Here is a 24811-nt window from a genome sequence, read left to right on the forward strand (position 1 = left end):
CGCATTCTGAGGACAGAGCATGACCTACGACTATATCATCACCGGCGCGGGACCGGCCGGCTGCGTGCTGGCGAACCGGCTCTCGGAAGACCCTGATGTCCGCGTGCTGCTGCTGGAGGCCGGCGGCGGGGACTGGAATCCGCTGTTCCATATGCCGGCGGGCTTTGCCAAGATGACGAAGGGCGTGGCGAGCTGGGGCTGGGAAACCGTGCCGCAGAAGCACATGAAGGGTCGCGTGCTGCGCTATACGCAGGCGAAGGTCATCGGCGGCGGCTCCTCCATCAACGCCCAGCTCTATACGCGCGGCAACGCGGCGGACTATGACCTCTGGGCCAGCGAAGACGGCTGCGAAGGCTGGAGCTACCGGGAGATCCTGCCCTATTTCAAGCGCGCCGAGGACAACCAGCGCTTTGCCGACGACTACCATGCCTATGGCGGGCCGCTCGGCGTTTCCATGCCGGTCTCGGCCCTGCCGATCTGCGACGCCTATATCCGCGCCGGCCAGGAACTCGGCATCCCCTACAACCACGATTTCAACGGCCGCCAGCAGGCGGGCGTCGGCTTCTACCAGCTTACCCAGCGCAACCGCCGCCGCTCCTCCGCCTCGCTTTCCTATCTTTCGCCGATCAGGGAGCGCAAGAACCTCACCATCCGCACCGGCGCCCGCGTGGCCCGTATCGTGCTGGAAGGCACCCGCGCGGTCGGCGTCGAGGTGGTGACGGGAAACAGCATCGAAACGATCCGGGCCGAGCGCGAAGTGCTCGTCACGTCCGGCGCCATCGGCTCGCCGAAACTGCTGCAGCAATCCGGTATCGGCCCGGCCGATCACCTGCGGTCGGTCGGCGTCGAGGTGAAGCACGACCTGCCGGGCGTCGGCTCGAACATGCAGGACCATCTCGACCTCTTCGTCATCTGCGAATGCACCGGCGACCACACCTATGACGGCGTCGCGAAACTGCACCGCACGCTCTGGGCCGGCCTGCAATATGTGCTGTTCCGCTCCGGCCCCGTCGCCTCCTCGCTCTTCGAGACGGGCGGCTTCTGGTATGCCGATCCCGATGCCCGCTCGCCGGATATCCAGTTCCATCTCGGCCTCGGCTCCGGCATCGAGGCGGGTGTGGAAAGGCTGAAAAACGCTGGCGTGACATTAAACTCCGCCTATCTCCACCCCCGTTCGAAGGGCACGGTGCGCCTTGCCTCGTCCGATCCCTCGGCCGCGCCGCTGATCGATCCGAACTATTGGGAAGACCCGCACGACCGGAAGATGTCGATCGAGGGCCTGAAGATCGCCCGCGAGATCATGCAGCAGGCCGCGCTAAAACCCTATGTCATGGCCGAGCGCCTGCCCGGACCGAAATTCGTCACCGACGAGGACCTGTTCGACTACGGCTGCGCCAATGCCAAGACGGACCACCACCCGGTCGGCACCTGCAAGATGGGCACGGGGGCGGATGCGGTCGTCGGGCTGGACCTGAAGGTGCATGGGCTTGAAGGTTTGCGCGTCTGCGACAGTTCCGTCATGCCGCGCGTTCCTTCCTGCAACACCAATGCGCCGACCATCATGGTGGGCGAGAAGGGCGCCGACATCATCCGCGGCCTGCCGGCGCTGCCGGCCCAGGTCTTCTCATATGAGCGCAACGACACGCGTCCGCGTGCCCGCGCCGATATCCGATAGGGGGTTGCCATGATCCGCCACTGCGTCTTCATCCGCTTCAAGCCGACCATTTCCGTCGCCTACAAGACCGAGCTTTTCAACGAGATCGACGCCCTGAAGGACCGCTTGCCGGGCATGGTCGCCGTGCATATCGGCACCAATGTCAGCCCGGAAACGGGCATGGACAAGGGTTTCAGCGACGGCTTCATCGTCGATTTCGCCGACAGTTTTTCGCGTGACGCCTATCTGGAGGACCCGGAGCACAGGCAGACCGGCGCGCGGCTTGTCGCCGCCGCGGAAGGCGGCATTGCCGGCATTCTCGTCTACGATCTCGAAACCGACGATTAGACCCGGCCAACCCGGCGCGACAGCACACGCTCGAGCGCGGAAAAGGCATCGTAGATCAGCACCGCCAACACGGCGACCACAAGGCCGCCCTGCAGCACGAAGGCGAGGTTGTTGGATTGCAGGCCGGCGATGATGACCTCGCCGAGCGTGCGCGCCGCCACCGTCGAGCCGATGGTGGCCGTGGCGAGGCTGATCGTCACCGAAAGACGGATGCCAGCGAGAATGACCGGCAGGGCGAGCGGCAGTTCCACCTTGGTGAGCCGCTGCCAGGCCGTCATGCCCGTGCCGCGCGCCGCCTCGACAATGGCCGACGGCAGGGTGGAAAGGCCGGTCATGGAATTTTCGAAGATCGGCAGGAGGCCGTAGAGGAAAAGCGCAATCAGCGTCGGCTTCTCGCCGAAGCCAACGACGGGGACCGCAAGCGCCAGCACCGCGACGGGCGGAAAGGTCTGGCCGATATTCACGAGGCTGCGCGAGAGCGGCAGGAACTCCGCCCCGACCGGCCGCGTGACGAGGATCGCGAGGCCGACGGCCACGACGGTCGCGGCAAAAGTCGCGATAAAGACCGTGGCGAGATGCGACAGCGTCAGCGACAGGAGACTGCCCTGATTGTAGATCGCCGGAGCATTGGCCTGCACCAGCGGCTTCAGCAGCGGCTCGAACAGCATCGGCTGAACGAGGAACGCCACCAGCACGGCGAATGCCGTCAGCCGCAGCAGATGGGGCAGCTGTCGCCTCATTGCGGCCTCGCGGCGCGGCGGGCGAGGCCGGCAAGCGTGACGCGGCCGATGGGAGCGCCATCGGGGCCGACGACGGGCAGCGCCTCGCGGCCGGACCAGAGAAGAGCGGAGAGCGCATCACGCTGGCTCACCTCGGCGGCAAGCGGCTCGCCCTCGGCGGTGCCGTTTTCCGTGGCATCCCCGACAGTACCGATGGAGAGCAGCCGGAGCGGCCGTTCGCCCGCGCCGATCAAGGTCTCCACGAAATCGGTCGCCGGATTGACCAGCATTTCTTCCGGCGCGGCATGTTGCACGATCCGGCCCTTGTCCATCACCGCGATCCTGTCGGCGAGGTGGAACGCCTCTTCCATGTCATGGGTGACGAGCACGATGGTCGTGCCGAAATGCTTCTGGATAGCGAGCAGATCGTCCTGCGCCTTGGCGCGGATGACGGGATCGAGCGCGCCGAAGGGTTCGTCCATCAGGAGGATATTCGGCTCGGCGGCGAGCGCCCGGGCGACGCCGACGCGCTGCTGTTGACCGCCAGAAAGCTCGTGCGGATAGCGCGGACCGAAGGCGGTCGGGTCGAGCTGGAAGAGAGACAGCAATTCCTTGACCTTGGCCTCGATACGGCCCTTTTCCCAGCCGAGCAGCGTCGGCACGGTGGCGATGTTCTCCGCGACCGTGCGGTGCGGGAAGAGACCGTGGCCCTGGATGGCATAGCCGATGCGGCGGCGCAGTTCGTGGCCGGGGATGACGCTGTTCGGCGCGCCATCGATGCGGACCTCGCCCGAAGTCGGCTCGACGAGGCGGTTGATCATGCGCATCAGCGTCGTCTTACCCGAGCCGGACGTGCCGACGATGACGGTGATCGTGTGCGGCGCGATGGTCATCGAGACATTGTCGACGACGGTCGTATCGCCGTAGCGCTTGGTGATGCTGTCGATCTCGATCATGCGGCCCTGCCGGGTTTGGAATTGCTGAGTTCGGTCGCGGCATCGAGCACGATGGCCGCGGCGAAGGCGAGCGCGACGGTGGGCACCGCGCCGAGCAGCACGAGGTCCATGGCCGTCTGGCCGATGCCCTGGAAGACGAAGACGCCGAAACCGCCGCCGCCGATGAGCGCGGCGATGGTGGCAAGGCCGATATTCTGCACGAGCACGATGCGGATGCCGGTGAGAATGACCGGGAAGGCCAGCGGCAGTTCGACGCCGAAGAGACGCTGGCGATCCGTCATGCCGATGCCGCGCGCCGCATCATTGGCATCGCGCGGCACGCCGGCAAGGCCGACCACCGTATTGGCGACGACCGGCAACAGCGAATAGAGGAAGAGCGCAACGAAAGCCGGCGCGGCGCCGATGCCGCGAATGCCGATGGCGGCTGCCCCCGGCACATGCAGCGCGATCCAGCCGAGCGGCGCAATCAACAGGCCGAAAAGGGCGATGGAGGGAATGGTCTGGATGATGTTCAGCACATTGAGCACGCCGGCCCTTACCCGCTCCACCCGATGGCAGAGAATGCCGAGCGGCAGGCCGACAAGCGTGGCGGCAGCCAGCGAGCCGAGCGCCAGCACCACATGCCGCCCCGCTTCCAGCCAGAAGGTTTCGGCGCGGCTGCCATATTCCTTGAGGATCGACAGCCCGTCCCAAGCCCCGGACAGGAGAAGCAGCGCAGCCGCCGCGAAAACGGCGGCAAGCAGCGCGACCCGGACGAGCGGCGGCGGCTTCAGCCGCGCCAGCGCATCGGCCGTCAGCAGCGCGAAGGCGAAGCTCGCCAGCCAGAAGCCGGAGGCCGGCGAAACGCGGGCATAGGTGTTTTCCGGCGGGGTCAGATGCCCGGCGGAAAGACCGATGAGGACGGCAAGGACGCACAGCGCCGCAAGGCCGAGCACCAGCCGCAGCATGGTCGGCGTCTTCAGCACGATAAGGACGATGGAAACGGCGACGAAGACAAGCAGCGCCATACCGAGACCGGAGGGCAGCGCGTCGAGGATCGGCCGCGCCTCGCCCGGCACGATACGGTTGGCCCGGAAATTGGCGAACGGCGCCAGATACGCGCCGTAGGCCAGCAATGCGGCGATCACCACGCCCAGCTTGTCGATCCGCAACGTCATGAACGCCTTTCGGGGAAAGGCCCTCCGCCGGACGGGCGGAGGGCCGGGACGGCTTACTTGATGAAGCCGTTCTTCTTCAGGAAGTCCTCGGCGACGGCCTTGGCCGGCTCGCCGCCGACCTGGACGCGGCCATTGAGGTCCTGCAGCGTGACGAGGTCGAGCTTTTCGAAGACCGGCTTCAGGATCTCCTCGATCTGCGGATTGGCCTTCAATACCGCCTCGCGGATGATCGGCGACGGCTGGTAGACCGGCTGCACGCCCTTGTCGTCTTCCAGAACGACGAGGCCCGACGGCGCGATGCCGCCATCCGTGCCATAGACCATGGCGGCGTTCGCGCCGTTCGTCTGGTTGGCGGCGGCGGCGATGGTCGCGGCCGTGTCGCCGCCCGAAAGCGTGATGAGCTGTTCCGGCTTCAGGGTGAAGCTGTAGGTCGTCTGGAACGCGGGAAGCGCGGCCGCCGAGTTCACGAATTCGGAGGAGGCGGCGAGCACCACCTGACCGCCGCCGGAAACATACTTGCCGAAGTCCGAAAGCGTCGCGAGCTTGTTCTGCTCGGCGACATCCTTGCGTAGCGCAATCGCCCAGGTGTTGTTGGCCGGCGACGGCGTCAGCCAGACTATCTTGTTGGCGTCGAAATCGAGCGTCTTGGCAAGCTCATAGGCCTTGGTCGCATCCTTCCAGGCCGGGTCGTCGGCCTTTTCGAAGAAGAAGGCGGCGTTGCCGGTATATTCCGGATAGATGTCGATCTCGCCGGCGATGAGCGCCTTGCGCACGACCGGCGTCGCGCCGAGCTGCACGCGGTCGGTGGTCTTGACGCCGTTGGCGTTCAATACGGACAGGATGATGTTGCCGAGCACCCCGCCCTCCGTGTCGATCTTCGAGGAGACGACGACCTGGGCCTGGGCGGCGCCGGCTGCAAGGCCAAGGGCCAGAGCTGCTCCGAGGAATTTGACGACTGGGCGCATGAGATAACCTTTCGTTCTGTGCGGGAACCCGTGGCGGCATTTTCACCACGTTTGGGAAGGCCCGTCCTGGCAAAGCGTTTCATATATGGCAGGCAATCGCAAAAAATAGACCGCGCCGGCGACAGAACGCGTGCGGTTTGTTGCTCCCTTCAAAGCGCTTTCGAGATTGCGCGAAGAGCGCGGGCTTGGCAATAGAAACGCATTGCAATTGCCGACCGCATCCGACACTCTCGCAATCGGCCCTCTCTCGTTTTCCGTTCCGCATTCCATCATTCGCCGGGGACAATCACGGGCCGATGTCCGGCGCAGATTATCGCGAGGGGACAATGGGCATCTACAGTCTTGCATTGTTGATCGGCGTAGTGGCGGGCCTGCGGGCGATGACGGCGCCGGCCGCCGTCAGCATCGGAGCCGCGCTCGGCTGGCTGCCGGTTTCCGGCACCTGGGCCGCCTTCCTGGCCTATCGCTTCACGCCTTGGATCTTCGGCGCGCTGGCGCTCATCGAATTCGTCACCGACCAGCTTCCCGGAACGCCGAGCCGCAAGGTGCCGCAGCAGTTCGGCGCCCGCCTCGTCAGCGGCGGCTTCTGCGGCGCCGTCATCGGCACCGTCGGCGGCTCGCTTGCCGGCGGCTTCCTCGCGGGCGTCGTCGGCGCGGTGATCGGCACGCTCGGTGGCTACGAAGCGCGCAAACGCCTGGTCGCGGCCATCGGCGGCAAGGACCTGCCCATCGCCCTGTTGGAAGACGCGGTCGCCGTGCTGCTCGCCCTCTTCGTCGTCTCGCGGGTCGTCTGATGCGCAGGTTCGACGCCATCGTCATCGGCGCGGGGCAGGCCGGCCCTTCACTCGCCGCCCGGCTGACGGCCACCGGCAGGAAGGTCGCCCTCATCGAGCGCAAGCATGTGGGCGGCACCTGCGTCAACACCGGCTGCATGCCGACCAAGGCCATGGTCGCCAGCGCCTATGCCGCCCATCTGGCCCGTCGCGGAGCCGAGTACGGCGTGGTGACGGGCGACATCGCCATCGATTTTGCAAGGGTGATGGCGCGCAAGGACAAGGTTCGCTTCGATGCCCGCAAGAGCAACGAGGACTGGCTGGAGGGCATGGAGGGCCTCACCTTCATCCGTGGCCATGCCCGTTTCGAGAGCCCGACGGAAATCCGCGTCGGCGACGAAATCCTGTCGGCGCGGCAGTTTTTCCTCAATGTCGGCGGGCGGGCCGTGACGCCGGATTTTCCGGGCGTCGCAGACGTGCCGTATCTCGACAACGTGTCGATGATGGACCTGACCGAGGTGCCCGAGCACCTGATCGTCGTCGGTGGCAGCTATATCGGGCTGGAATTCGCCCAGATGTTCCGCCGCTTCGGCTCCCGGGTGACGGTGGTCGAGAAGGGGCCGCGGCTGATCGCGCGGGAAGACGAGGACATCAGCGCCGCGGTGCGCGATATCCTGGAGCGCGAAGGCATCGCCATTCGCACCGGCGCGCAATGCATCCGCTTCGTCAGGAGCGGCGGCGGCATAGGGGTGGGCGTCGACTGCGCGGAGGGCGCGCCGGAAATCGCCGGCTCTCACATCCTGCTCGCCACCGGGCGGCGGCCGAACACGGACGATCTCGGCCTCGACAGGGCTGGCATCGCGGTGGACCAGCGCGGCTACATCACCGTCGACGAGCGGCTGGAAACCAATGTGCCCGGCATCTTCGCCCTCGGCGACTGCAACGGACGCGGCGCCTTCACGCATACATCCTACAACGACTTCGAGATCGTCGCCGCGAACCTTCTCGACAACGAGCCGCGCCGGGTGAGCGACCGTATCCAGACCTATGCGCTCTATATCGACCCGCCGCTCGGCCGCGCCGGCATGAGCGAAACGGAAGCGCGCAGGACCGGCCGCAAGCTGCTGATCGGCACGCGCCCCATGACGCGCGTCGGCCGCGCGAAGGAAAAGGGCGAAACGCTCGGTTTCATGAAGGTGATCGCCGATGCGGACACGCAGGAAATCCTCGGCGCCGCGATCCTCGGCACGGGCGGCGACGAGGCGGTGCAAAGCATTCTGGACGTGATGTATGCCGGCAGGCCCTACACGACCATCACCCACGCCATGCACATCCACCCGACCGTCTCGGAACTGATCCCGACCGTATTCGGCGAAATGCGGCCGGCGGAGTGAGCAGCGGGCGGCCTGCAACCTTAAGAACAGGCCTCCGTCTCGTCAGTAAATGTTAAGCTGCGTCTGCCATCGTCTGCCGGCAACCGCACCCGGATTCCCATCCGGCCAAGGCGCAAGTGCGCGCAGACGAACGGGCCCAGATGAACAATCGGCATGCACAGCTTTCGTTCCGGGGATTGGGGTACTACGCTCCCGCCATCGTCGTGGCCGTCGCCGTGCTGATCGCAGCTTTCCTCGCCGATGTGCAGAAGCGCCGGCTGGAGGAGGAGTATCTGCGCTCCTATACGACGGAACAGCTCGGCATCCTGCGCTCGCGGCTGCAGGGCAACATCCTCGGCAACATCAAGCTGGCGCAGGGCCTCGTCGCGACGGTCTCGACCGAGCCGCACATGTCGCAGGAGCGCTACGCCGCTCTCGCCAGCCGCATCTTCAGCGAGGACAACCAGCTTCGCAGCCTTGCCATCGCGCCGGACTTCGTCATCTCCCTGGTCTACCCCCTGAAGGGCAACGAGCGCAGCCTCGGCCTCGACTACCGCACGAACGACCGGCAGCGCGCCGCCGCCTTCCAGGTCCGCGAGCGCGACCGGATGATCGTCACCGGCCCCGTCGATCTCGTGCAGGGCGGGCGCGGCCTGATCGCGCGCTATCCGCTTCATGCCGGCGCGGACAACGCCTTCTTCGGCATCGCCTCGGCGGTGATCGACCTCGACACGCTGCTCAAGGGCAGCGGCTTCAAGGGCGACCTCAGGATCGCGGTTTCGATTTCCAGCCGCGCGCATGACGGCGGCGAGGCCAGGCCCGTCTTCCACACCGCAACGCCCGTCGACGCGGACCCCGTGGTCATGTCGATCGATATCGGCCACGAGGTCTGGACCATGTCGGCCGCGCCGCTGAAGGGCTGGCGCCAGCCGTCCGCCGATCTCGGCGTCTTCCGCACGGGCCTTGCGGCGCTTGCCGTCATCATCCTCGTGCCGATGTTCTGGGTCGGCTACCTGATGAAGGACCGCCACCGTCATATCCTTGCCCTGCAGGACCGGGAAGAGCGGCTCGAAACCGTCTCGCAGCGCCTCCAGCTTGCGCTCGACGCCTCGAGGGTCGGCGTCTTCGAATACGATCCGGGAACCGGCGCCCTTTCCTGGGATGCCGGCATGCGCACGCTCTACGGCGTCCCTACGACGCGGCAAATCTGCGGCTACGAGGACTGGCGCGGAGCCTTGCATCCCGACGATGTCGAGGAGGCCGAACGGCTCTTCGCCATCGCCATCGAGACGGAAAAGCCCTACATCACCGAATTCCGCGTGCTGACCGAAGGCGGCGGCATTCGCCATGTGCGCGCCCACGGCATGACCTATCGCACCGCATCGGGCGCCAAGCGCATCGTCGGCGCCAACTGGGACGTGACGAAGGACCTCCAGCTTCAGGACGAGCTGCTGAAGGCCAAGCTGACGGCCGAGGCGCAGAACCGGGCGCTGGAAGACGCCCGCCGCGCCATGGAGCACAACTCCCTGCACGACGCGCTGACGCGCCTGCCCAACCGCCGCTTCCTCGACCAGCAGCTCGCCCTTGCCGGTGATGGCGGCCGCCCGCTGACCCTGCTGCATATCGACCTCGACCGCTTCAAGGACATCAACGACACGCTGGGCCACGCTGCCGGCGACCAGGTGCTGAAACAGGCGGCCGGCGTGCTGCGCGCCCATGTGCCGGCGGAGGACTTCATCGCCCGCATCGGCGGCGACGAATTCGTGCTGCTCTCGCACCGCGACCCGTCCACCGCCGATTTTCCCGCCCTTTCCGCCCGCCTCGTCGAGGCGATCAGCGAACCGATGGCGATCGAAGGCCACGATTGCCGCATCGGGGCGAGCATCGGCATCGCCACGCGCAACGACGCGGAAGAATCCGCCGAGCAGCTTCTCGTCAATGCCGACATCGCGCTCTACGAGGCCAAGCGTCGCGGCCGCAACCGCGTCGAGGCCTTCAACGACGAGCTGCGCCAGCGCACGGTCGAGGTGAAGCGCCTCAGCGACGAAATCCTGCGCGGCCTCGAGCGCCAGGAATTCCGCCCCTTCTTCCAGCCCCAGTTCGACGCCGAGACGCTGGAGATCGTCGGCGTGGAGGCGCTGGCCCGCTGGGAGCACCCCACGCGCGGCTTTATCATGCCGGACACGTTCCTGCCGGTCGCCGAAAGCCTCAATGTGGTGGCGCAGATCGACGAGGCGATCCTCGATCAGGCGCTGTTCCAGATCGTTCGCTGGCAGGGCCAGGGCCTCGACGTTTCGCGTGTTTCCGTCAATGTTTCGTGCCAGAGGCTGCGTGACGAGAACCTCGTCGCCAAGCTGAAGGCGATGGCCATCCGGCCGGGCATGCTGACCTTCGAGCTTCTGGAATCCATCTCTTTCGATACGGCCGACGAGGGCCTGAAGCAGGCCATCGAGGAGATCAAGGCGCTCGGCATCGATATCGAGATCGACGATTTCGGCAGCGGCCATGCCTCCATCGTCAGCCTGCTGGAACTCTCGCCCAAACGGCTGAAGATCGACCGCCGGCTGGTGCAGCCGCTACTCGAATCGACCGCGCAGCAGGATCTCGTGCGGTCGATCATCGATATCGGCAAGATGCGCGACATCGAGATCGTCGCGGAAGGGGTCGAGACGATGGCGCATGCCGAGCTGCTGCGCCGCCTCGGCTGCCATATCCTGCAGGGCTATGCGCTGGCGCGGCCGATGCCGGCGGACGACGTGCTAGCCTTCGCCACGGCGCGCACCTGGCTGCCGGCCGGAAAACTCACGACGGCAAAAGCGAGCTGAGCACATCGGCGACGGCCCGGCCGTCATGATGGCCGCGCTGCCAGGGATCCTCGAACTCGCCGATCACCGCCTCCGCGCCGATGCGCGCGCAGGCCTCCTCCAGCGCCCCGTTGCCGAGATAGGCGAAGGCGCCCACGGTCTTTTCGAAGGGCAGGAGCTGGCGGTTCGCCAGCACATGGGTGAAGGGCCGCGCCCCCGCCCCACCGCGTTCCTGCCAGAGGCCGGCGGCGATATCGAGCATGCGCGCCAGATCGACCCCGCGCGTCTCCCGGCATTGCAGGATATTGCCGATGAAGACGCGGCGGGCATGCACATTGCGCGCGATGGCCGGCACGATGCCGTCCACGAGCAGATGCGGCAGCACGCTGGTGAAGAAGCTGCCGGGGCCGAACACGATGGCATCGGCGCTTTCCAGGCTTTCGAGCGCGGCGTCGTTGGCGGGCACGCCTCCGTCCCCCGCCGCAAGCTCGATCTGCCTTATGCCGATGCGGCCCGGCTCCTCCTCCAGCGTCGTCACACGATGCTGGCCCGTCACGTGCGTATCGTCGTTCAGCACGGCCGAAAGCGTGACCCCGGCGGCTTCCGTCGACGGCCAGACATGGCCTGCAATGTCGCAGAGCTTGCGGAAGACGAAGATGGCGGTGTTGATGTCGCCGTCATGGGCGAGATGTGCGCCGGTGAGGATGAAATTGCCGATGCTGCCGTTGCGGAAGTCGAAACCCGGCCCGATAGCCGCGCGGAAGATGCGCAGATAGTTGAGGATCGCGCCGCGCAGGCCCGGCTCCATGCGTTCGAGAAGCGGATGCCGTGCCTCGGCATAAAGCGCGAACTCGGCCTGCGCATCGGCCTCGCTGCCGCTGGTCAGGCGCGCATTGCAGACCTTCACCACATCGCCCGCCCGGCCCTCGCCATGCGCCATGGTCATCAGCGCCTGCCGGATATCGCCGACCGCCAGAACGCCGAGATTCTCGCGGATCACCTTGGAACTGCCGCCGCTGTCCCAGGCGGGCACGATGCGGGTCAGCCGCACCGGCTTGGATAGCAGCGCCAGATTGGTCGAGCGACAGGCGCTGCCGCCCGAGAAAAGCACGATATGCGGCAAGCGGCTTTCAGCCATCCGTCCTCCAGAATTCTCGCGGCTCACGGCCCCGCAATGCGGGCCGCGCCGATCAGCGTTCCTGTATAGTCCTCCCGGGCCGCGCTGGAAATGGCATCCATCGCGACCGGCGCAGACTCCCCCCGAAAATCCGCGGATGCGCGAAGCAGAGAAAAATATTTGCATTTGCGGGAGCAAATCGCAGTTTTCTGCCCATCGTTCCGCGCCGATTTCTGCGATTGATCGCCCATCGAACATGCAAGCCAGAAACGGAGTCCCAAGATGAACTGGTTGAAGACCCTCGCCGCCGCCGCCGCTCTCCAGGCGGCCGTTCTCGCCCCCGCCCATGCCGGCGAGAACCTTTCCGCCGTCAAGGCGGCCGGCGCGCTGAAGATCGGCACCGAAGGCACCTATGCGCCCTTCACCTACCATGATGCGGACGGCAAGCTGGTCGGCTTCGACGTGGAAATCGGCGAGGCGATCGCCAAGAAGCTCGGCGTGAAGGCCGAGTTCCTCGAAGGCAAGTGGGACGGCCTGATCGCCGGCCTCGACGCCAACCGCTACGACGCCGTGATCAACCAGGTCGGCATCACCGAGGCGCGCAAGCAGAAATACGACTTCTCCGAGCCCTACATCGCCTCCAAGGCCGTGCTGATCGTGCGCGCCGACGACGACAGCATCAAGGGCTTCGCCGACCTGAAGGGCAAGAAAGCCGCCCAGTCGCTGACCAGCAATTTCGGCAAGCTTGCTGAAGGGTCGGGCGCCGAACTCGTCGGCACCGACGGCTTCGACCAGTCGATCCAGCTCGTGCTGACCGGCCGCGCCGACGCGACCATCAACGACAGCCTGTCCTTCCTCGATTTCAAGAAGCACAAGCCCGACGCCAATGTGAAGATCGTCGCCGAACAGGAAAACGCCGACTATTCCGGCGTCATCATCCGCAAGGGCGAGCCGGAGCTTCTGGAAGCGATCAACAAGGCGCTCGTCGACATCAAGGCCGACGGCACCTATCAGGCGATCTCGGACAAGTATTTCGGCCAGGACGTTTCCAAGTAAGCCTGCCCGGCCAAGTCCTGCCGGGGCCGGCTTCGCGCCGGCCCTTTCCTCGCCTATAGATAGACTTGAGAACTGGCCGGGCCTCTTCCCGGCCAGCCGCATTTCGGAGGATGCTCCCCGTGCCGCCGTGGCTTCAACTGATGCTGGATTCGCTCGCCCCCCTGCTGTGGGCCGCGCTCGTCTTCACCATTCCGCTCACCCTCGCCTCCTTCGTGCTCGGCCTTGCGCTCGGCCTCGTCACCGCCGTCGTGCGGCTGTTCGGTCCGCGGCCCTTTTCCGCCATCGCGCGCTTCTATGTCTGGGTGATCCGCGGCACGCCGCTGCTGGTGCAGCTCTTCGTCATCTTCTACGGCCTGCCGAGCGTCGGCATCCTGCTCGATGCCTTCCCGGCGGCCCTCATCGGCTTCACGCTGAATGTCGGGGCCTATACGTCGGAGATCATCCGCGCCGTCATCGCCTCCGTGCCGCGCGGCCAGTGGGAAGCGGCCTATTCGATCGGCATGAGCTGGTCGCAGGCCATGCGCCGCACCATCCTGCCGCAGGCCGCGCGCGTCGCCGTGCCGCCTTTGTCCAATACCTTCATCTCACTGGTGAAGGATACCTCGCTCGCCGCCGCCGTCACCGTGCCGGAGCTGTTCCAGACCGCGCAGCGCATCGTCGCCACCACCTATGAGCCGCTGATCCTCTATATCGAGGCGGCACTGATCTATCTCGCGCTCAGTTCCGTTCTTTCGGCCCTTCAGGTGCGGCTGGAAAAACGCTTCTCCCGCTATGGCGGCTTCCTGGAGGCCCGCACATGATCGAACTTTCCCATATCGAAAAGCGCTTCGGCGACAACCACGTCCTGCGCGACATCAGCCTGCGGCTTGCCGAAGGCTCGGTGACGGCGCTGGTCGGGCCTTCCGGCGGCGGCAAGAGCACGCTGCTGCGCTGCATCAACCTGCTCGAAACGCCGACCTCCGGCACGATCCGGCTCGGCGGGGAAACCATCGATTTTACGCCCGGCCGCAAGGTCGGCTGGGATGCGATCCAGAAGCTGCGCCGCCAGACGGGCATGGTCTTCCAGAATTTCCAGCTCTTCCCGCACCAGACGGCCATCGCCAATGTGATGGAAGGCCTCGTCACCGTCTTGAAATGGCCGGCCGACAAGGCCCGCGCCCGCGCGCTCGAACTGCTCGAGAAGGTCGGCATGGCGCACAAGGCCGACGCCTGGCCCGCCACCCTTTCCGGCGGCCAGCAGCAGCGCGTCGCCATCGCCCGCGCGCTCGCCCCCTCGCCGCGCGTGCTTCTGTGCGACGAGCCGACCTCGGCGCTCGATCCGGAACTGGCCGAGGAAGTGGTCGAGGTGCTGAGCCGGCTTGCCCGCGAGGGCACCACGATGGTCATGGCGACGCACGACCTGCGCCTTGCCTCGCGCGTCGCCGACACCGTGGTTTTCCTCGATGGCGGCGTCGTCGTGGAACAGGGCCCGCCCCGCGCCGTCTTCTCCGCGCCGGAGCGCGAGCGCACGAAAAAATTCATCGCCTCGCTCAGCGCGCCGCACAGCTACGACATCTAGGATGCACCCCGCCACACGCTGAGGCGGCAGGGAATTCGGCCCCTCGGCAGTTGCATCGCACCGGCGATTCAAGCAAAATAAAGGGATATTCGCATCTCGCCATGCCCCGGCATGTCCAACAGGGGAGAAAGTCCCATGAACAAGAAAACACCGAACCCGATCGACGTTTTCGTCGGTTCCCGCGTCCGCCTGCGCCGCCTCATGGTGGGCATGAGCCAGGAAGCGCTTGCCGACCGTCTCGGCGTGACCTTCCAGCAGGTTCAGAAATACGAGAAGGGCACCAACCGCATCAGCGCCAGCCGTCTTCAGGCGATTTCCGACGTTTTCCGCGTGCCGCCGAGCTTCTTCTTCCAGGACGACGACAGCGCCCAGCCGGCCGCCGGCGCCGGCCATGAGACGGGCGACGTCTCCTCCTTCGTTTCCTCCAAGGAGGGCCTCGACCTCAACCGCGCCTTCCTGAAGATCGACGACGCCGGCGTCCGCAAGTCGATCATCGCGCTCGCCACCGCGCTGTCCAAGGCCGGAGCCAACGCCGCCGAGGCCGGCGACCGGGCCGAAAGCGCAGCGGAACTGCGGATCTGACGCAAAATGCCGGCACGGCTGCAGTCGTTCGGCCATCTGCGCCTGCTTGACGAGGGCGGCGGCGATATCGCCTTTCCCGAGAAGGCGCTCCTCATCCTCTGCTATCTGCACGCCCGCGGCCTGCCGGACATGTCCCGGGCCGACGCGGCGGGCCTTTTCTGGGACGATGCGAACACGGCGGCGGCCTATGCCAGCCTCCGGCAGACGGTATCGCGTGTGCAGAAGCGCCAGCGGGATCTCGGCCGGACCTATCTGACCTTCACCGAAACCGGCATCGTCCTCGGACCGGACCCCATCGAGAGCGATATCGATCTGGTCCGGGAAGGTGCCGGCCTGGAGGTCCTTGCCGACCTGCTCGGCGACGAATTCCTGAAACACGTCAAGCCGGGCCAGCCCGCGCTCGCGGGCTGGGTCGCGCTGCAACGCACCGCGCATGTCGCGCTTCTTCGCCGCATCCTGCTCCAGGAAACGGCACAGGGCGGCAACAGCGCGCGGCAGGCACGCTCGGCCGCCGCGCTTCGCCTGCTGGAAGCCAATCCCGAGGACGAGGAGGTGCGCGCCGTACTGACCGGCCAGCCGGCCGCCCCCACGGCGCTCGTATCCTTCCCCCAGGCAGAAGCCGACACCGGGCTTCCCATGGAAGCCATACTCCCGCGTCAAAGCCTGCCGCGCCTCCTGTTGCTGCCGCCAGCCGCCATCAACGCATCACGCATTGCCGCACGCTTTTCCGAAGCGCTGATCGAGGACGTCACAATCGGGCTTTGCGCCCTGCGTTCGATTTCGATCATCGCCCCGCATACCGCCGCGCAGATATCGCTCCAGGCGGACCGCGCCGCCACCTATGCGCGGCACAGGATCAGCTACATCCTGGAAACGCGCCTGCGCGACGACGGCGACCGGCACTCGCTCTTCGCCCAGCTCCTCTTCTTCGGCGGCGACGAGGTCATCTGGGCCGAGCGCTTTCCCCTGTCGGCCGAGGGGCTGGCGCGCTCGAGGCAGGTGATCGCCCGCCAGATCGCCGGCGCCATCGCAACCGAGATCGAGCGCAACGAACTGGTCCGCCGCGACTATGAGCGGGATGCCGACGCCTATCGCAGCTTCCTCATCGGCCAGGGACATCTCAAGAATCTCGACCTGCGCGACATCCGCCGCGCCCGCAAGAGCTTCCGCGACGCCCTGCAGGTGAGCGCCGGCTTCGCGCCCGCCATGAGCGGTCTTGCCCGCAGCTTTTTCCTCGAATGGCTGGTCACGGCGAGAGGCGATGGCGACCTGCTGAGCCAGGCCCAGCACCACGCCGAGACGGCCATCCGGGCCGACGAGCACCTGCCAACCGGCTATCGCGAACTCGGTGTGGTCAAGCTCTATGCCCGCCAATTCGACGAGAGCCTGGCCTATCTCGATCGCGCCGAGGCGCTAAGCCCGCACTACGCCAATGTGATCGCCAGCCATGCCGATACACTCGTGCAGGCGTCGCGGCCGGATATCGGCCTGGAGAAGATCAAGCACGCAATCGACCTCAACCCGCTGCCGCCCGACGAATATTTCTGGACAGCGGCCGGGGCCGCCTACGCGATCGGCAGATATGAGGAAGCGCTGGCCTATATTGCCCGGATGAAGGACAAGGAACCTGTCCACCGGCTATCGGCCGCATGCTGGGCCATGTTGGGCGATATCCGGAAGGCCCGCCTGTTCATGCGCCGCACCTATGAAAGCAATCCCAACTTCGATCTCGAAGCCTGGATGAAGATCATTCCCTTCAGGGAAGAGTGGCAGCGGCAGCATTATTACGAAGGCCTCAAGCGCGCCGGCTTCTGATGACCGGATTACATCGGAACAAGAGCTACTTTTACGTGCAATTACAATGGGAATTGGAAGCGCACCGAGACAGGCGCGCCGTAGCACATCCTCGCGGCGCTTCCGCCGGAAAATCCTGAGCGGCCGGGAATCCGGCATTCCACATCACACCCAACGGACCTGTCGCGGCAAGGCAACCGGCAACGCAGGAATCCGAGCAATTTCCCATTGCACGTGTGTCACGCTCAAGTCACGCGCGAAGCCGCGGAGTCACGCCTATATTGGAGCCGGGGCTAATGTTGTGGGGCACGAACTATGAAAATCGAAACCGACGATCGGGGCAAGGAACTGTTGGCATTGGCGCGTCTTGTCGCCTTCGCGCTGGAATCCGCGAAGTCGCTCGACGCCGAAGTCGTCGAATTCTGTCTGGACAAGGCGCTGCGGGCGGTGCTCGACCAGATCGACGACCCCGCGCGCATGACGCTGACGGCAAACGACATCACACTGATGAACCGGTCCCCCCTCTGCTGAGCACGGGGGCCTGACATTTTCCGCCGCCGGCTGCCGGAAACGGCAGCAAGGGCTTTCCTGCCGCCGCGACAACGGATAGCGGAAAGGCATGACAGCCAAGCCGGCATCCGGGCGGAGAACGATATGAGCGAGCGCACAGGCCGGCATAGGCCCGGCGGTAGCCGGGCCATGCGCGGATGAGCGCGCTTGCCGCCTATGGCGGCCTCTTCCTCGCCGCCTTCGCCGCCGCGACCATCCTGCCCGCCCAGTCGGAAGCCGTGCTCGCCGGCCTGCTGGCGGCGGGCAGCCACGCACCGGCCCTGCTGATCCTTATCGCCGGCACCGGCAATGTGCTCGGTTCGGTCGTCAACTGGCTGCTCGGGCGCGGCATCGAGCGCTTTCGCGGCGCGCGCTGGTTTCCCGTCAGCCAAAGACAGCTCGACCGGGCCGGGAGCTGGTATCGGAAATACGGCTGGTGGAGCCTGCTTTTGAGCTGGGTGCCGGTGATCGGCGATCCGCTGACGGTTGCGGCAGGCGTCATGCGCGAGCCGTTCGCCCGCTTCCTGCTCGTCGTTTCCATCGCCAAGTTCGGCCGTTACATCGTCCTTGCCGCCCTTGTCCTCTCCTGGACTTGAAATTTTTTCCGGCCGCGATGGAATGCGCGCCGCCCGGCTCTCGTATACTGGGGCATGAACGCAAAGACACCCGGCTTCAACGTGATCGGACAGCTTGCGGCGCTGAGGCGCTACGCCCTGTCGCTCGTCCGCAATCCGGACGAGGCCGAGGATCTGGTGCATGACGCGCTGGTGAAAGCCTATGAGCGGCAATCGACCTTCCGCACCGGCGCGAATGTGCGCAACTGGCTGATGTCGATCCTGCACAACGCCCATATCGACCGCCTGCGCCAGCGCCGCTCCCAGGAGCGCCGCCACGACGCGGCGGCCGAGATCGCCGAGACGGCGATTGCCGCCAACCAGGACCATTCGGTGCGCCTGACGCAGCTTCGCAACGCCTTCTTCGACCTGCCGGAAGAGCAGCGCGCAGCGCTGCATCTCGTCGCCATCGAGGAGCTTTCCTATCAGGAAGCGGCCGAAGCACTCGGCATTCCGGTCGGCACGCTGATGTCGCGCGTCGCCCGCGCCCGCCAGCGGCTGCGAACCTTCGAACAGGGCGGCAATGCCGCGCCCGTCACCCATCTCAAGATTGTCGGAGGCACCGGCGATGACAAGCAATGACCCCATCCTCGAAACCGACCTCAACGCCTATGTCGACGAGCAGCTGGCCGTCGGCCGGCGCATCGAGGTGGAGGCCTATCTTTCGGAGCGGCCGGACGTCGCCGCGCAGGTCATGCAGGACCTGCGCGTGCGCGACGAACTGCGGCTTGCGCTTGCCGACCACCGCACTGTGACGCGGCAGGAGACGCGGGAAGCCGCGCGCCTGCTGGAACGCTCGCTTTCGCGCCGCCGCATCTTCTCGCTCTTCCGCCGCGCCGCGACCATCGCGCTCTTCGTCGCGGCCGGCTGGACGGCCCATGCCGTGCTCGGCCCCTTCGGTGCGACGGAGGTCGTGGCCTCCACGCCGCCGCCGGCCTTCGTGGAAGAGGCCGTGCGCGCGCACCGCACCACGCTGCTGCGCGACAGCATGACCTCTCAGCCGGAAACCGAGACTTTCGACCCGGCCGAAATCCGCTCCGCGACGGCCATCGTGCTGCCGGACCTGCCGAAGGGATGGAGCGTCATCGACACGCAGGTCTTCCCCTCCGCCTATGGCCCGAGCGTCGAACTGGTGCTTGAACCCGTGAAGGGTGAGCGCCTGTCGCTCTTTGCCGTGCGGCCCGGCTCCTTCGCCGTGCAGCACGCCCTCGTCTTCCACGCCGACAATGCCCGTGCCGCCTACTGGCAGATCGGCGATGTCGCCTATGCGCTGGTGTCGGAAAGCCGCAAGGCCGACGACCTGGCGGACACCGCGCGGGACCTTTCCCGCACGCTCTACTGATCAACCGCTTCCAGACCGAAGGAGATTTCCATGGAACCCGTACAACAGCGTTTCGGCTACGGCGCGCAGGCGCAGTCGGCCGCCCTCTTCGACGAGGGCCTGCGCCAGCACATGCTGCGCGTCTACAACTACATGGGCGCCGGCCTCGTCATCACCGGCCTCATCGCCTTCATCGTCGGCTCGACGCCGGCCCTCTACGTGCCGATCTTCTCCTCGCCGCTGAAGTGGGTGGTGATGCTTGCGCCGCTCGCCTTCGTCTTCTTCTTCTCGTTCAAGATCCAGACGATGTCGGCCAGCACCGCGCAGATGACCTTCTGGGTCTTCTGCGCCGTCATGGGCCTGTCGCTCGCCTCGGTGTTCCTCGTCTTCACCGGCATGAGCATCGCCCGCACCTTCTTCATCGCCGCCACCATGTTCGGCGCGACGAGCCTCTACGGCTATGTGACGAAGCGTGACCTCTCCAAGTTCGGCTCGTTCCTGATGATGGGCCTCATCGGCGTCGTCATCGCCTCCATCGTCAACATCTTCCTCGGCTCCAGCGCCCTGCAGTTCGCCATCTCGGTGATCGGCATCGTCGTCTTCGTCGGTCTCACCGCCTGGGACACGCAGAACATCAAGGAGCAGTATGCGGAAAATATCGGCCACGAGTCGCAGCAGAAGATGGCCGTGTTCGGCGCGCTGTCGCTCTATCTCAACTTCGTCAACATCTTCCAGCTTCTGCTGAATTTCACGGGCGAACGCGAGTAGTTTTCGCAAGCGATTTCAAAGGGAACGGCGGGCAATATCCCGCCGTTTTCTTCTGTACGCATCGCAATAAAACGTAAGAATTCACTTACATAAATTACCCCCGTTGACAAATCTCCCCGCAGCGTCTTTGCTTGAGACATTCACCAGGGGGGTCCCGACAAGGGGCTGAGATACTGCTGGCTTTCGCAGCGCAGTGACCCGTTGAACCTGATCCAGTTCATACTGGCGTAGGGACGGTGCAAGCGCTGTGGCAGGCAATCCGCAACCCGGATTCCGTCTCCCGCGTTCTTCCATCATTCCGGCTCTAGGACTGGGTCTCCAAACGCAACTTGGAGCCTCACGATGAATATTGCCGCCCAGAAACTCACCCCCACCGTCACGACCGGGGCGCTTCCCGCCTCGCGGAAAATCCACATTCCCGGCGAACTGCACCCGGATATCCGCGTGCCGATGCGCGAGATCGCCCTGCACCCGACGTCGGGCGAACCGCCGGTCACGGTCTACGACGCCTCCGGCCCCTATACCGACCCCGCCCATGTCGTTTCCATCGAGGGCGGCCTGCCGCGTCTTCGCGAAAGCTGGGTCGCCGCCCGCGGCGATACGCAAGCCTATGAGGGCCGCCATATCCGCCCGGAGGACAACGGCTTTGCCACCGGCGAGCGGCTGACGCCGGAATTCCCGGTGCTGAGCCGCCCGCGCCGGGCGACCGACGGCAAGGCGGTGACGCAGCTCGCCTATGCCCGCGCCGGCATCGTCACGCCCGAGATGGAATTCATCGCCATCCGCGAAAACCTCGGCCGCAAGGCCGCGCAGGAAGCCCTTGCCCGCGACGGCGAAAGTTTTGGCGCGCATATTCCGGACTTTGTCACGCCGGAATTCGTCCGGCAGGAAGTGGCGAGCGGCAGGGCGGTCATCCCAGCCAACATCAACCACCCGGAGGCCGAGCCGATGATCATCGGCCGGAACTTCCTCGTGAAGATCAACGCCAATATCGGCAATTCCGCCGTCACCTCCTCCATGGCGGAAGAGGTGGAGAAGATGGTCTGGGCGATCCGCTGGGGCGCCGATACGGTCATGGACCTGTCGACCGGCCGCAACATCCACAATATCCGCGAATGGATCATCCGCAATTCGCCGGTCCCCATCGGCACCGTGCCGCTCTACCAGGCGCTGGAGAAGGTGAACGGCATTGCCGAGGACCTGACCTGGGAGGTCTACCGCGACACGCTGATCGAGCAGGCGGAACAGGGCGTCGACTATTTCACCATCCATGCCGGCGTGCGGCTGCACTACATTCCGCTGACCGTGAACCGTGTCACGGGCATCGTCTCGCGCGGCGGCTCGATCATGGCCAAGTGGTGTCTGCACCATCACCGCGAGAGCTTCCTCTACGAGCATTTCGAGGAAATCTGCGATATCTGCCGCGCCTATGACGTCACCTTCTCGCTCGGTGACGGCCTGCGCCCCGGCTCGATTGCCGACGCCAACGACGCCGCGCAGTTCGCCGAACTCGAAACGCTCGGCGAGCTGACGCAGATCGCCTGGGCGAAGGATTGCCAGGTCATGATCGAAGGCCCCGGCCATGTGCCGATGCACAAGATCAAGGAGAACATGGACAAGCAGCTTGCAACCTGCGGCGAGGCCCCCTTCTACACGCTCGGCCCGCTGACGACGGACATCGCCCCCGGCTACGATCACATCACCTCGGGCATCGGCGCGGCGATGATCGGCTGGTTCGGCACGGCGATGCTCTGCTACGTCACGCCCAAGGAACATCTCGGCCTGCCCGACCGCAACGACGTGAAGGTCGGCGTCATCACCTACAAGATCGCCGCCCATGCAGCCGATCTCGCCAAGGGACATCCGGCGGCGAAGATTCGCGACGACGCGCTGTCGCGCGCCCGTTTCGAATTCCGCTGGGAGGATCAGTTCAACCTCTCGCTCGATCCGGAAACCGCCCGCGCCTTCCACGACGAGACCTTGCCCAAGGAGGCGCACAAGGTCGCGCATTTCTGCTCCATGTGCGGCCCGAAATTCTGCTCCATGCGCATCTCGCACGACATCCGCGCCGAAGCGCAGAAGGAGGGGCTGGAGGCCATGGCCGCGAAATTCCGTGAGGGCGGTGACCTCTACATGCCGCTGGCTGGAGAATGACCATGCGCATCCTCGTCAAGGGCGCCGGCGTCGCCGGCCTTGCCACCGCCTGGCAACTCTACCGCCATGGCTTCGATGTCACGATCACGGACCGCGCAGAAAGGGTGGCGAGCGGCGCGTCCGGCCTTGCCGGCGGCATGCTCGCCCCGTGGTGCGAGCGGGAAAGCGCCGAGGAGCCGGTGCTGACGCTCGGCCGCACGGCTGCCGACTGGTGGGAAGCAGCCCTGCCCGGCCATGTGCATCGCAAGGGCACGCTGATCGTCGCCGCCGGCCGCGACGCCGGCGAACTCGACCGCTTCGCCGGCCGGACAAGCGGCTGGGAATGGCTGGACGCGGAAAGCATCGCCGCGCTGGAACCGGACCTTTCGGGACGGTTCCAGAAGGCGCTGTTCTTCCGGCAGGAAGCCCATCTCGATCCGCGCCTCGCCCTTTCCGCCCTCGCCGCCGGGCTGGAGGAGGCGCGCATGCGCTTCCTTCTCGGCGTCAGGGACAAGGGCGGCTATGACAGGGTGATCGACTGCACCGGCGCGGCGCGTATCGGCCATCTGCCGATGCTTCGGGGCGTTCGCGGCGAAATGCTCACCCTCGAAACCGGCGAAATCCGCCTGTCCCGCCCCGTCCGCCTGCTGCATCCCCGCCACCCGCTCTACATCGTGCCGCGGGAGGGCAATCGCTTCATGGTCGGCGCGACCATGATCGAAAGCGACGACGACGGCCCCGTTACTGCCCGCTCGCTGATGGAACTGCTGAACGCCACCTATGCCCTGCACCCGGCCTTCGGCGAGGCTCGGCTTGTCGAGACCGGCGCGGGCCTGCGCCCCGCCTATCCCGACAACCTGCCGCGCGTGACGGAGGACGGCGACACCATCCATGTCAACGGCCTCTACCGCCACGGCTTCCTGCTCGCCCCCGCCATGGCGGGAGAGGTCGCCCGCATCCTCCTGCGCCAGCGGCAGCCGGAAAGGAAAGCCTCATGACCTTCATCATCAATGGCGAGGAACAGGAGGTCGCCGCCGCAACGCTCGCCGACCTGCTGGCCGCGCTCGACTATGACGGCGACTGGCTGGCGACGGCCGTCAACGGCGAACTGGTGCATCGCGAGGACCGCGACGCCTTCGCGCTCGGCGCGCGCGACCGCATCGAAATCCTTTCGCCCATGCAGGGAGGCTGACATGCTGAAACTTTACGACGTCGAAGTCGGCTGCCGCCTGCTGCTCGGCACCGCGCGCTATCCTTCCCCGGCCATTCTCGCGGATGCGGTGCGGCGCTCGAAGACGGAGATCGTCACGGTCTCGCTGCGCCGGGAAAGTGCGGGCGGCAAGGCGGGCGGCGCGTTCTTCGAGATGATCCGGGACCTCGGCGTGCGCATCCTGCCCAACACCGCCGGCTGCCACAGCGTCAAGGAAGCCGTGCTGACGGCGAAGATGGCGCGCGAGGTTTTCCGCACCGACTGGATCAAGCTGGAGGTGATCGGCCATCACGACACGCTCCAGCCCGACGTCTTCGGCCTCGTCGAGGCAGCCCGCATCCTCACCGGCGAGGGTTTCCAGGTCTTCCCCTATACAACCGACGACCTCGTCGTGGCGGAACGGCTGCTGGAGGCGGGATGCCGCGTGCTGATGCCCTGGTGCGCGCCGATCGGCTCGGCCATGGGGCCGATCAACCCGATGGCGCTGCGCACCTTCCGCACCCACTTCCCCGAAATCCCGCTGATCGTCGACGCAGGTATCGGCCGTCCCTCGCATACCGCAAGCGTCATGGAACTCGGCTACGACGCCGTGCTGCTCAACACCGCCGTCGCCGGGGCCGGCGACCCTGCCTCCATGGCGGAAGCCTTCGCCCATGCCATCGAGGCGGGCCGCATGGCGCACCGCGCCGTGCCATTGGAGCCGCGCGACATGGCCGTTCCCTCCACCCCCGTCATCGGAAAGGCCGTCTTTTCATGAAGCTCGATCCCTTCTATCTCATCGTCGACAGCGCCGGCTGGATCGAACGGCTCGTACCTCTCGGCGTGAAACTCGTGCAGCTTCGCATGAAGGACCTGCCGGAAGACCGGCTGCGCGCGGAAATCCGCCGGGCGAAAGCCGTCTGCGCCGAGCACGGCTGCCAGCTCATCGTCAACGATTACTGGCGGTTCGCCATCGAGGAGGGCTGCGACTTCGTGCATCTCGGGCAGGAGGACCTCGCCGTTGCCGATGTGCCGGCGATCCGCGCCGCCGGCATGAAGCTCGGCCTCTCCACCCATGACGAGACGGAGCTGGAAACGGCGCTCGCCGTAACGCCGGATTACGTGGCGCTCGGCCCCGTCTGGCCGACGATCCTGAAGAGGATGAAATGGGCCCCGCAGGGTGTCGAGCGACTGGGTATCTGGAAAGCGCGCATCGCCCCGCTTCCCCTCGTCGCCATCGGCGGCCTCAACCCGGAGCGCCTGCCGGCCGTCTTCGAGAACGGCGCGGATAGCGCCGCCGTCGTGACCGACATCACGTTGAACGCCGACCCCGAGGCGCGCACCCGCGAATGGATCTCCCATACGGCGCGCTGGCGATAGA

Annotated in this window: 25 protein-coding genes and 1 riboswitch; of the genes, 20 read left to right on the forward strand and 5 right to left on the reverse strand. The window is 66.0% G+C overall.

Annotation, left to right across the window (positions count from 1 at the left end):
• The first annotated feature begins 19 nt into the window (after nt 1-19).
• Nucleotides 20-1675 carry a GMC family oxidoreductase gene (locus K8M09_RS14375; RefSeq protein WP_160785135.1) on the forward strand — a complete coding sequence of 552 codons (1656 nt, stop codon included), beginning with the start codon at nt 20-22 and terminating at the stop codon, nt 1673-1675.
• Nucleotides 1676-1684: 9 nt separating this feature from the next.
• Nucleotides 1685-2002 (forward strand): Dabb family protein, encoded by a 318-nt coding sequence (locus K8M09_RS14380; protein WP_160785134.1) that lies wholly within the window; start codon nt 1685-1687, stop codon nt 2000-2002.
• Here the strand turns inward: K8M09_RS14380 and K8M09_RS14385 are convergent.
• Genes K8M09_RS14385 through osmF form a run of 4 tightly spaced genes read right to left on the reverse strand, consistent with a single transcriptional unit; the run spans nt 1999 to nt 5799 of the window.
• Nucleotides 1999-2742: an ABC transporter permease gene (locus K8M09_RS14385; protein ID WP_160785133.1), complete on the reverse strand. Its 744-nt coding sequence runs from the start codon at nt 2740-2742 to the stop codon at nt 1999-2001. The genes K8M09_RS14380 and K8M09_RS14385 overlap by 4 nt on opposite strands.
• Complete coding sequence (locus K8M09_RS14390) at nt 2739-3677, reverse strand: ABC transporter ATP-binding protein (RefSeq protein ID WP_160785132.1); 939 nt, start codon at nt 3675-3677, stop codon at nt 2739-2741. The genes K8M09_RS14385 and K8M09_RS14390 overlap by 4 nt, the downstream gene beginning before the upstream one ends.
• Nucleotides 3674-4834, reverse strand: a complete 1161-nt coding sequence (locus K8M09_RS14395; protein WP_160785131.1) for an ABC transporter permease — start codon at nt 4832-4834, stop codon at nt 3674-3676. The genes K8M09_RS14390 and K8M09_RS14395 overlap by 4 nt, the downstream gene beginning before the upstream one ends.
• 53 nt (nt 4835-4887) lie before the next feature.
• A complete protein-coding gene (gene osmF, locus K8M09_RS14400; protein WP_160785130.1) occupies nt 4888-5799 on the reverse strand; it encodes a glycine betaine ABC transporter substrate-binding protein OsmF in 912 nt (303 codons plus the stop codon).
• A gap of 326 nt (nt 5800-6125) precedes the next feature.
• Here osmF and K8M09_RS14405 point away from each other — a divergent pair, with 326 nt between their 5' ends.
• From K8M09_RS14405 to K8M09_RS14415, 3 genes are all read left to right on the forward strand, one after another.
• Nucleotides 6126-6593 carry a DUF4126 domain-containing protein gene (locus tag K8M09_RS14405; RefSeq protein WP_160785339.1) on the forward strand — a complete coding sequence of 156 codons (468 nt, stop codon included), beginning with the start codon at nt 6126-6128 and terminating at the stop codon, nt 6591-6593.
• Nucleotides 6590-7966 (forward strand): FAD-containing oxidoreductase, encoded by a 1377-nt coding sequence (locus K8M09_RS14410; RefSeq protein ID WP_160785338.1) that lies wholly within the window; start codon nt 6590-6592, stop codon nt 7964-7966. Before K8M09_RS14405 ends, K8M09_RS14410 begins: the two co-directional genes overlap by 4 nt.
• 140 nt (nt 7967-8106) lie before the next feature.
• The gene (locus K8M09_RS14415) at nt 8107-10770 is read left to right on the forward strand and encodes a bifunctional diguanylate cyclase/phosphodiesterase (protein ID WP_160785129.1); all 2664 of its coding nucleotides are present in this window, start codon (nt 8107-8109) and stop codon (nt 10768-10770) included.
• Here K8M09_RS14415 and K8M09_RS14420 read toward each other — a convergent pair.
• Entirely contained in the window at nt 10748-11887 is a 1140-nt protein-coding gene (locus tag K8M09_RS14420; protein WP_229341905.1) for a gluconeogenesis factor YvcK family protein, read from the reverse strand. The genes K8M09_RS14415 and K8M09_RS14420 overlap by 23 nt on opposite strands.
• Nucleotides 11888-12148: 261 nt before the next feature.
• On the opposite strand from K8M09_RS14420, the gene K8M09_RS14425 reads away from it, so the two are divergent.
• The 15 genes from K8M09_RS14425 (at nt 12149) to K8M09_RS14495 (ending at nt 24810) form a co-directional block, all read left to right on the forward strand.
• Nucleotides 12149-12922 (forward strand): amino acid ABC transporter substrate-binding protein, encoded by a 774-nt coding sequence (locus K8M09_RS14425; RefSeq protein WP_160785128.1) that lies wholly within the window; start codon nt 12149-12151, stop codon nt 12920-12922.
• Between the two features lie 119 nt (nt 12923-13041).
• A complete protein-coding gene (locus K8M09_RS14430; protein WP_160785127.1) occupies nt 13042-13722 on the forward strand; it encodes an amino acid ABC transporter permease in 681 nt (226 codons plus the stop codon).
• The gene (locus tag K8M09_RS14435) at nt 13719-14480 is read left to right on the forward strand and encodes an amino acid ABC transporter ATP-binding protein (protein ID WP_160785126.1); all 762 of its coding nucleotides are present in this window, start codon (nt 13719-13721) and stop codon (nt 14478-14480) included. The genes K8M09_RS14430 and K8M09_RS14435 overlap by 4 nt, the downstream gene beginning before the upstream one ends.
• A gap of 135 nt (nt 14481-14615) precedes the next feature.
• A complete protein-coding gene (locus K8M09_RS14440; protein ID WP_160785125.1) occupies nt 14616-15062 on the forward strand; it encodes a helix-turn-helix domain-containing protein in 447 nt (148 codons plus the stop codon).
• Nucleotides 15063-15068: 6 nt separating this feature from the next.
• Nucleotides 15069-16877, forward strand: coding sequence for a hypothetical protein (locus K8M09_RS14445; RefSeq protein WP_160785124.1), 1809 nt, complete (start codon nt 15069-15071; stop codon nt 16875-16877).
• A gap of 294 nt (nt 16878-17171) precedes the next feature.
• A complete protein-coding gene (locus K8M09_RS14450; protein WP_160785123.1) occupies nt 17172-17387 on the forward strand; it encodes a hypothetical protein in 216 nt (71 codons plus the stop codon).
• 176 nt (nt 17388-17563) lie between these two features.
• On the forward strand, nt 17564-18001 hold the full coding sequence (locus K8M09_RS14455; RefSeq protein WP_160785122.1) for a YqaA family protein: 438 nt from the start codon (nt 17564-17566) through the stop codon (nt 17999-18001).
• Nucleotides 18002-18055: 54 nt separating this feature from the next.
• Nucleotides 18056-18601, forward strand: coding sequence for a sigma-70 family RNA polymerase sigma factor (locus K8M09_RS14460; RefSeq protein WP_160785121.1), 546 nt, complete (start codon nt 18056-18058; stop codon nt 18599-18601).
• Complete coding sequence (locus K8M09_RS14465) at nt 18588-19361, forward strand: anti-sigma factor family protein (protein ID WP_160785120.1); 774 nt, start codon at nt 18588-18590, stop codon at nt 19359-19361. Before K8M09_RS14460 ends, K8M09_RS14465 begins: the two co-directional genes overlap by 14 nt.
• A 30-nt stretch (nt 19362-19391) precedes the next feature.
• Nucleotides 19392-20108: a Bax inhibitor-1/YccA family protein gene (locus tag K8M09_RS14470; RefSeq protein ID WP_160785119.1), complete on the forward strand. Its 717-nt coding sequence runs from the start codon at nt 19392-19394 to the stop codon at nt 20106-20108.
• Between the two features lie 135 nt (nt 20109-20243).
• Nucleotides 20244-20360: riboswitch (TPP riboswitch) on the forward strand.
• Nucleotides 20361-20450: 90 nt separating this feature from the next.
• The gene (gene thiC, locus K8M09_RS14475) at nt 20451-22262 is read left to right on the forward strand and encodes a phosphomethylpyrimidine synthase ThiC (RefSeq protein WP_160785118.1); all 1812 of its coding nucleotides are present in this window, start codon (nt 20451-20453) and stop codon (nt 22260-22262) included.
• A gap of 2 nt (nt 22263-22264) precedes the next feature.
• Nucleotides 22265-23239, forward strand: a complete 975-nt coding sequence (gene thiO / locus K8M09_RS14480; protein ID WP_206366652.1) for a glycine oxidase ThiO — start codon at nt 22265-22267, stop codon at nt 23237-23239.
• The gene (gene thiS, locus K8M09_RS14485; RefSeq protein WP_160785116.1) at nt 23236-23433 is read left to right on the forward strand and encodes a sulfur carrier protein ThiS; all 198 of its coding nucleotides are present in this window, start codon (nt 23236-23238) and stop codon (nt 23431-23433) included. The genes thiO and thiS overlap by 4 nt, the downstream gene beginning before the upstream one ends.
• Before the next feature lies 1 nt (nt 23434).
• A complete protein-coding gene (locus K8M09_RS14490; RefSeq protein WP_160785115.1) occupies nt 23435-24208 on the forward strand; it encodes a thiazole synthase in 774 nt (257 codons plus the stop codon).
• Nucleotides 24205-24810, forward strand: coding sequence for a thiamine phosphate synthase (locus K8M09_RS14495; protein ID WP_160785114.1), 606 nt, complete (start codon nt 24205-24207; stop codon nt 24808-24810). Before K8M09_RS14490 ends, K8M09_RS14495 begins: the two co-directional genes overlap by 4 nt.
• Nucleotide 24811 lies beyond the last annotated feature (1 nt).

The sequence above is a fragment of the Shinella zoogloeoides genome (genome assembly GCF_020883495.1).
GTDB lineage: Bacteria > Pseudomonadota > Alphaproteobacteria > Rhizobiales > Rhizobiaceae > Shinella > Shinella zoogloeoides.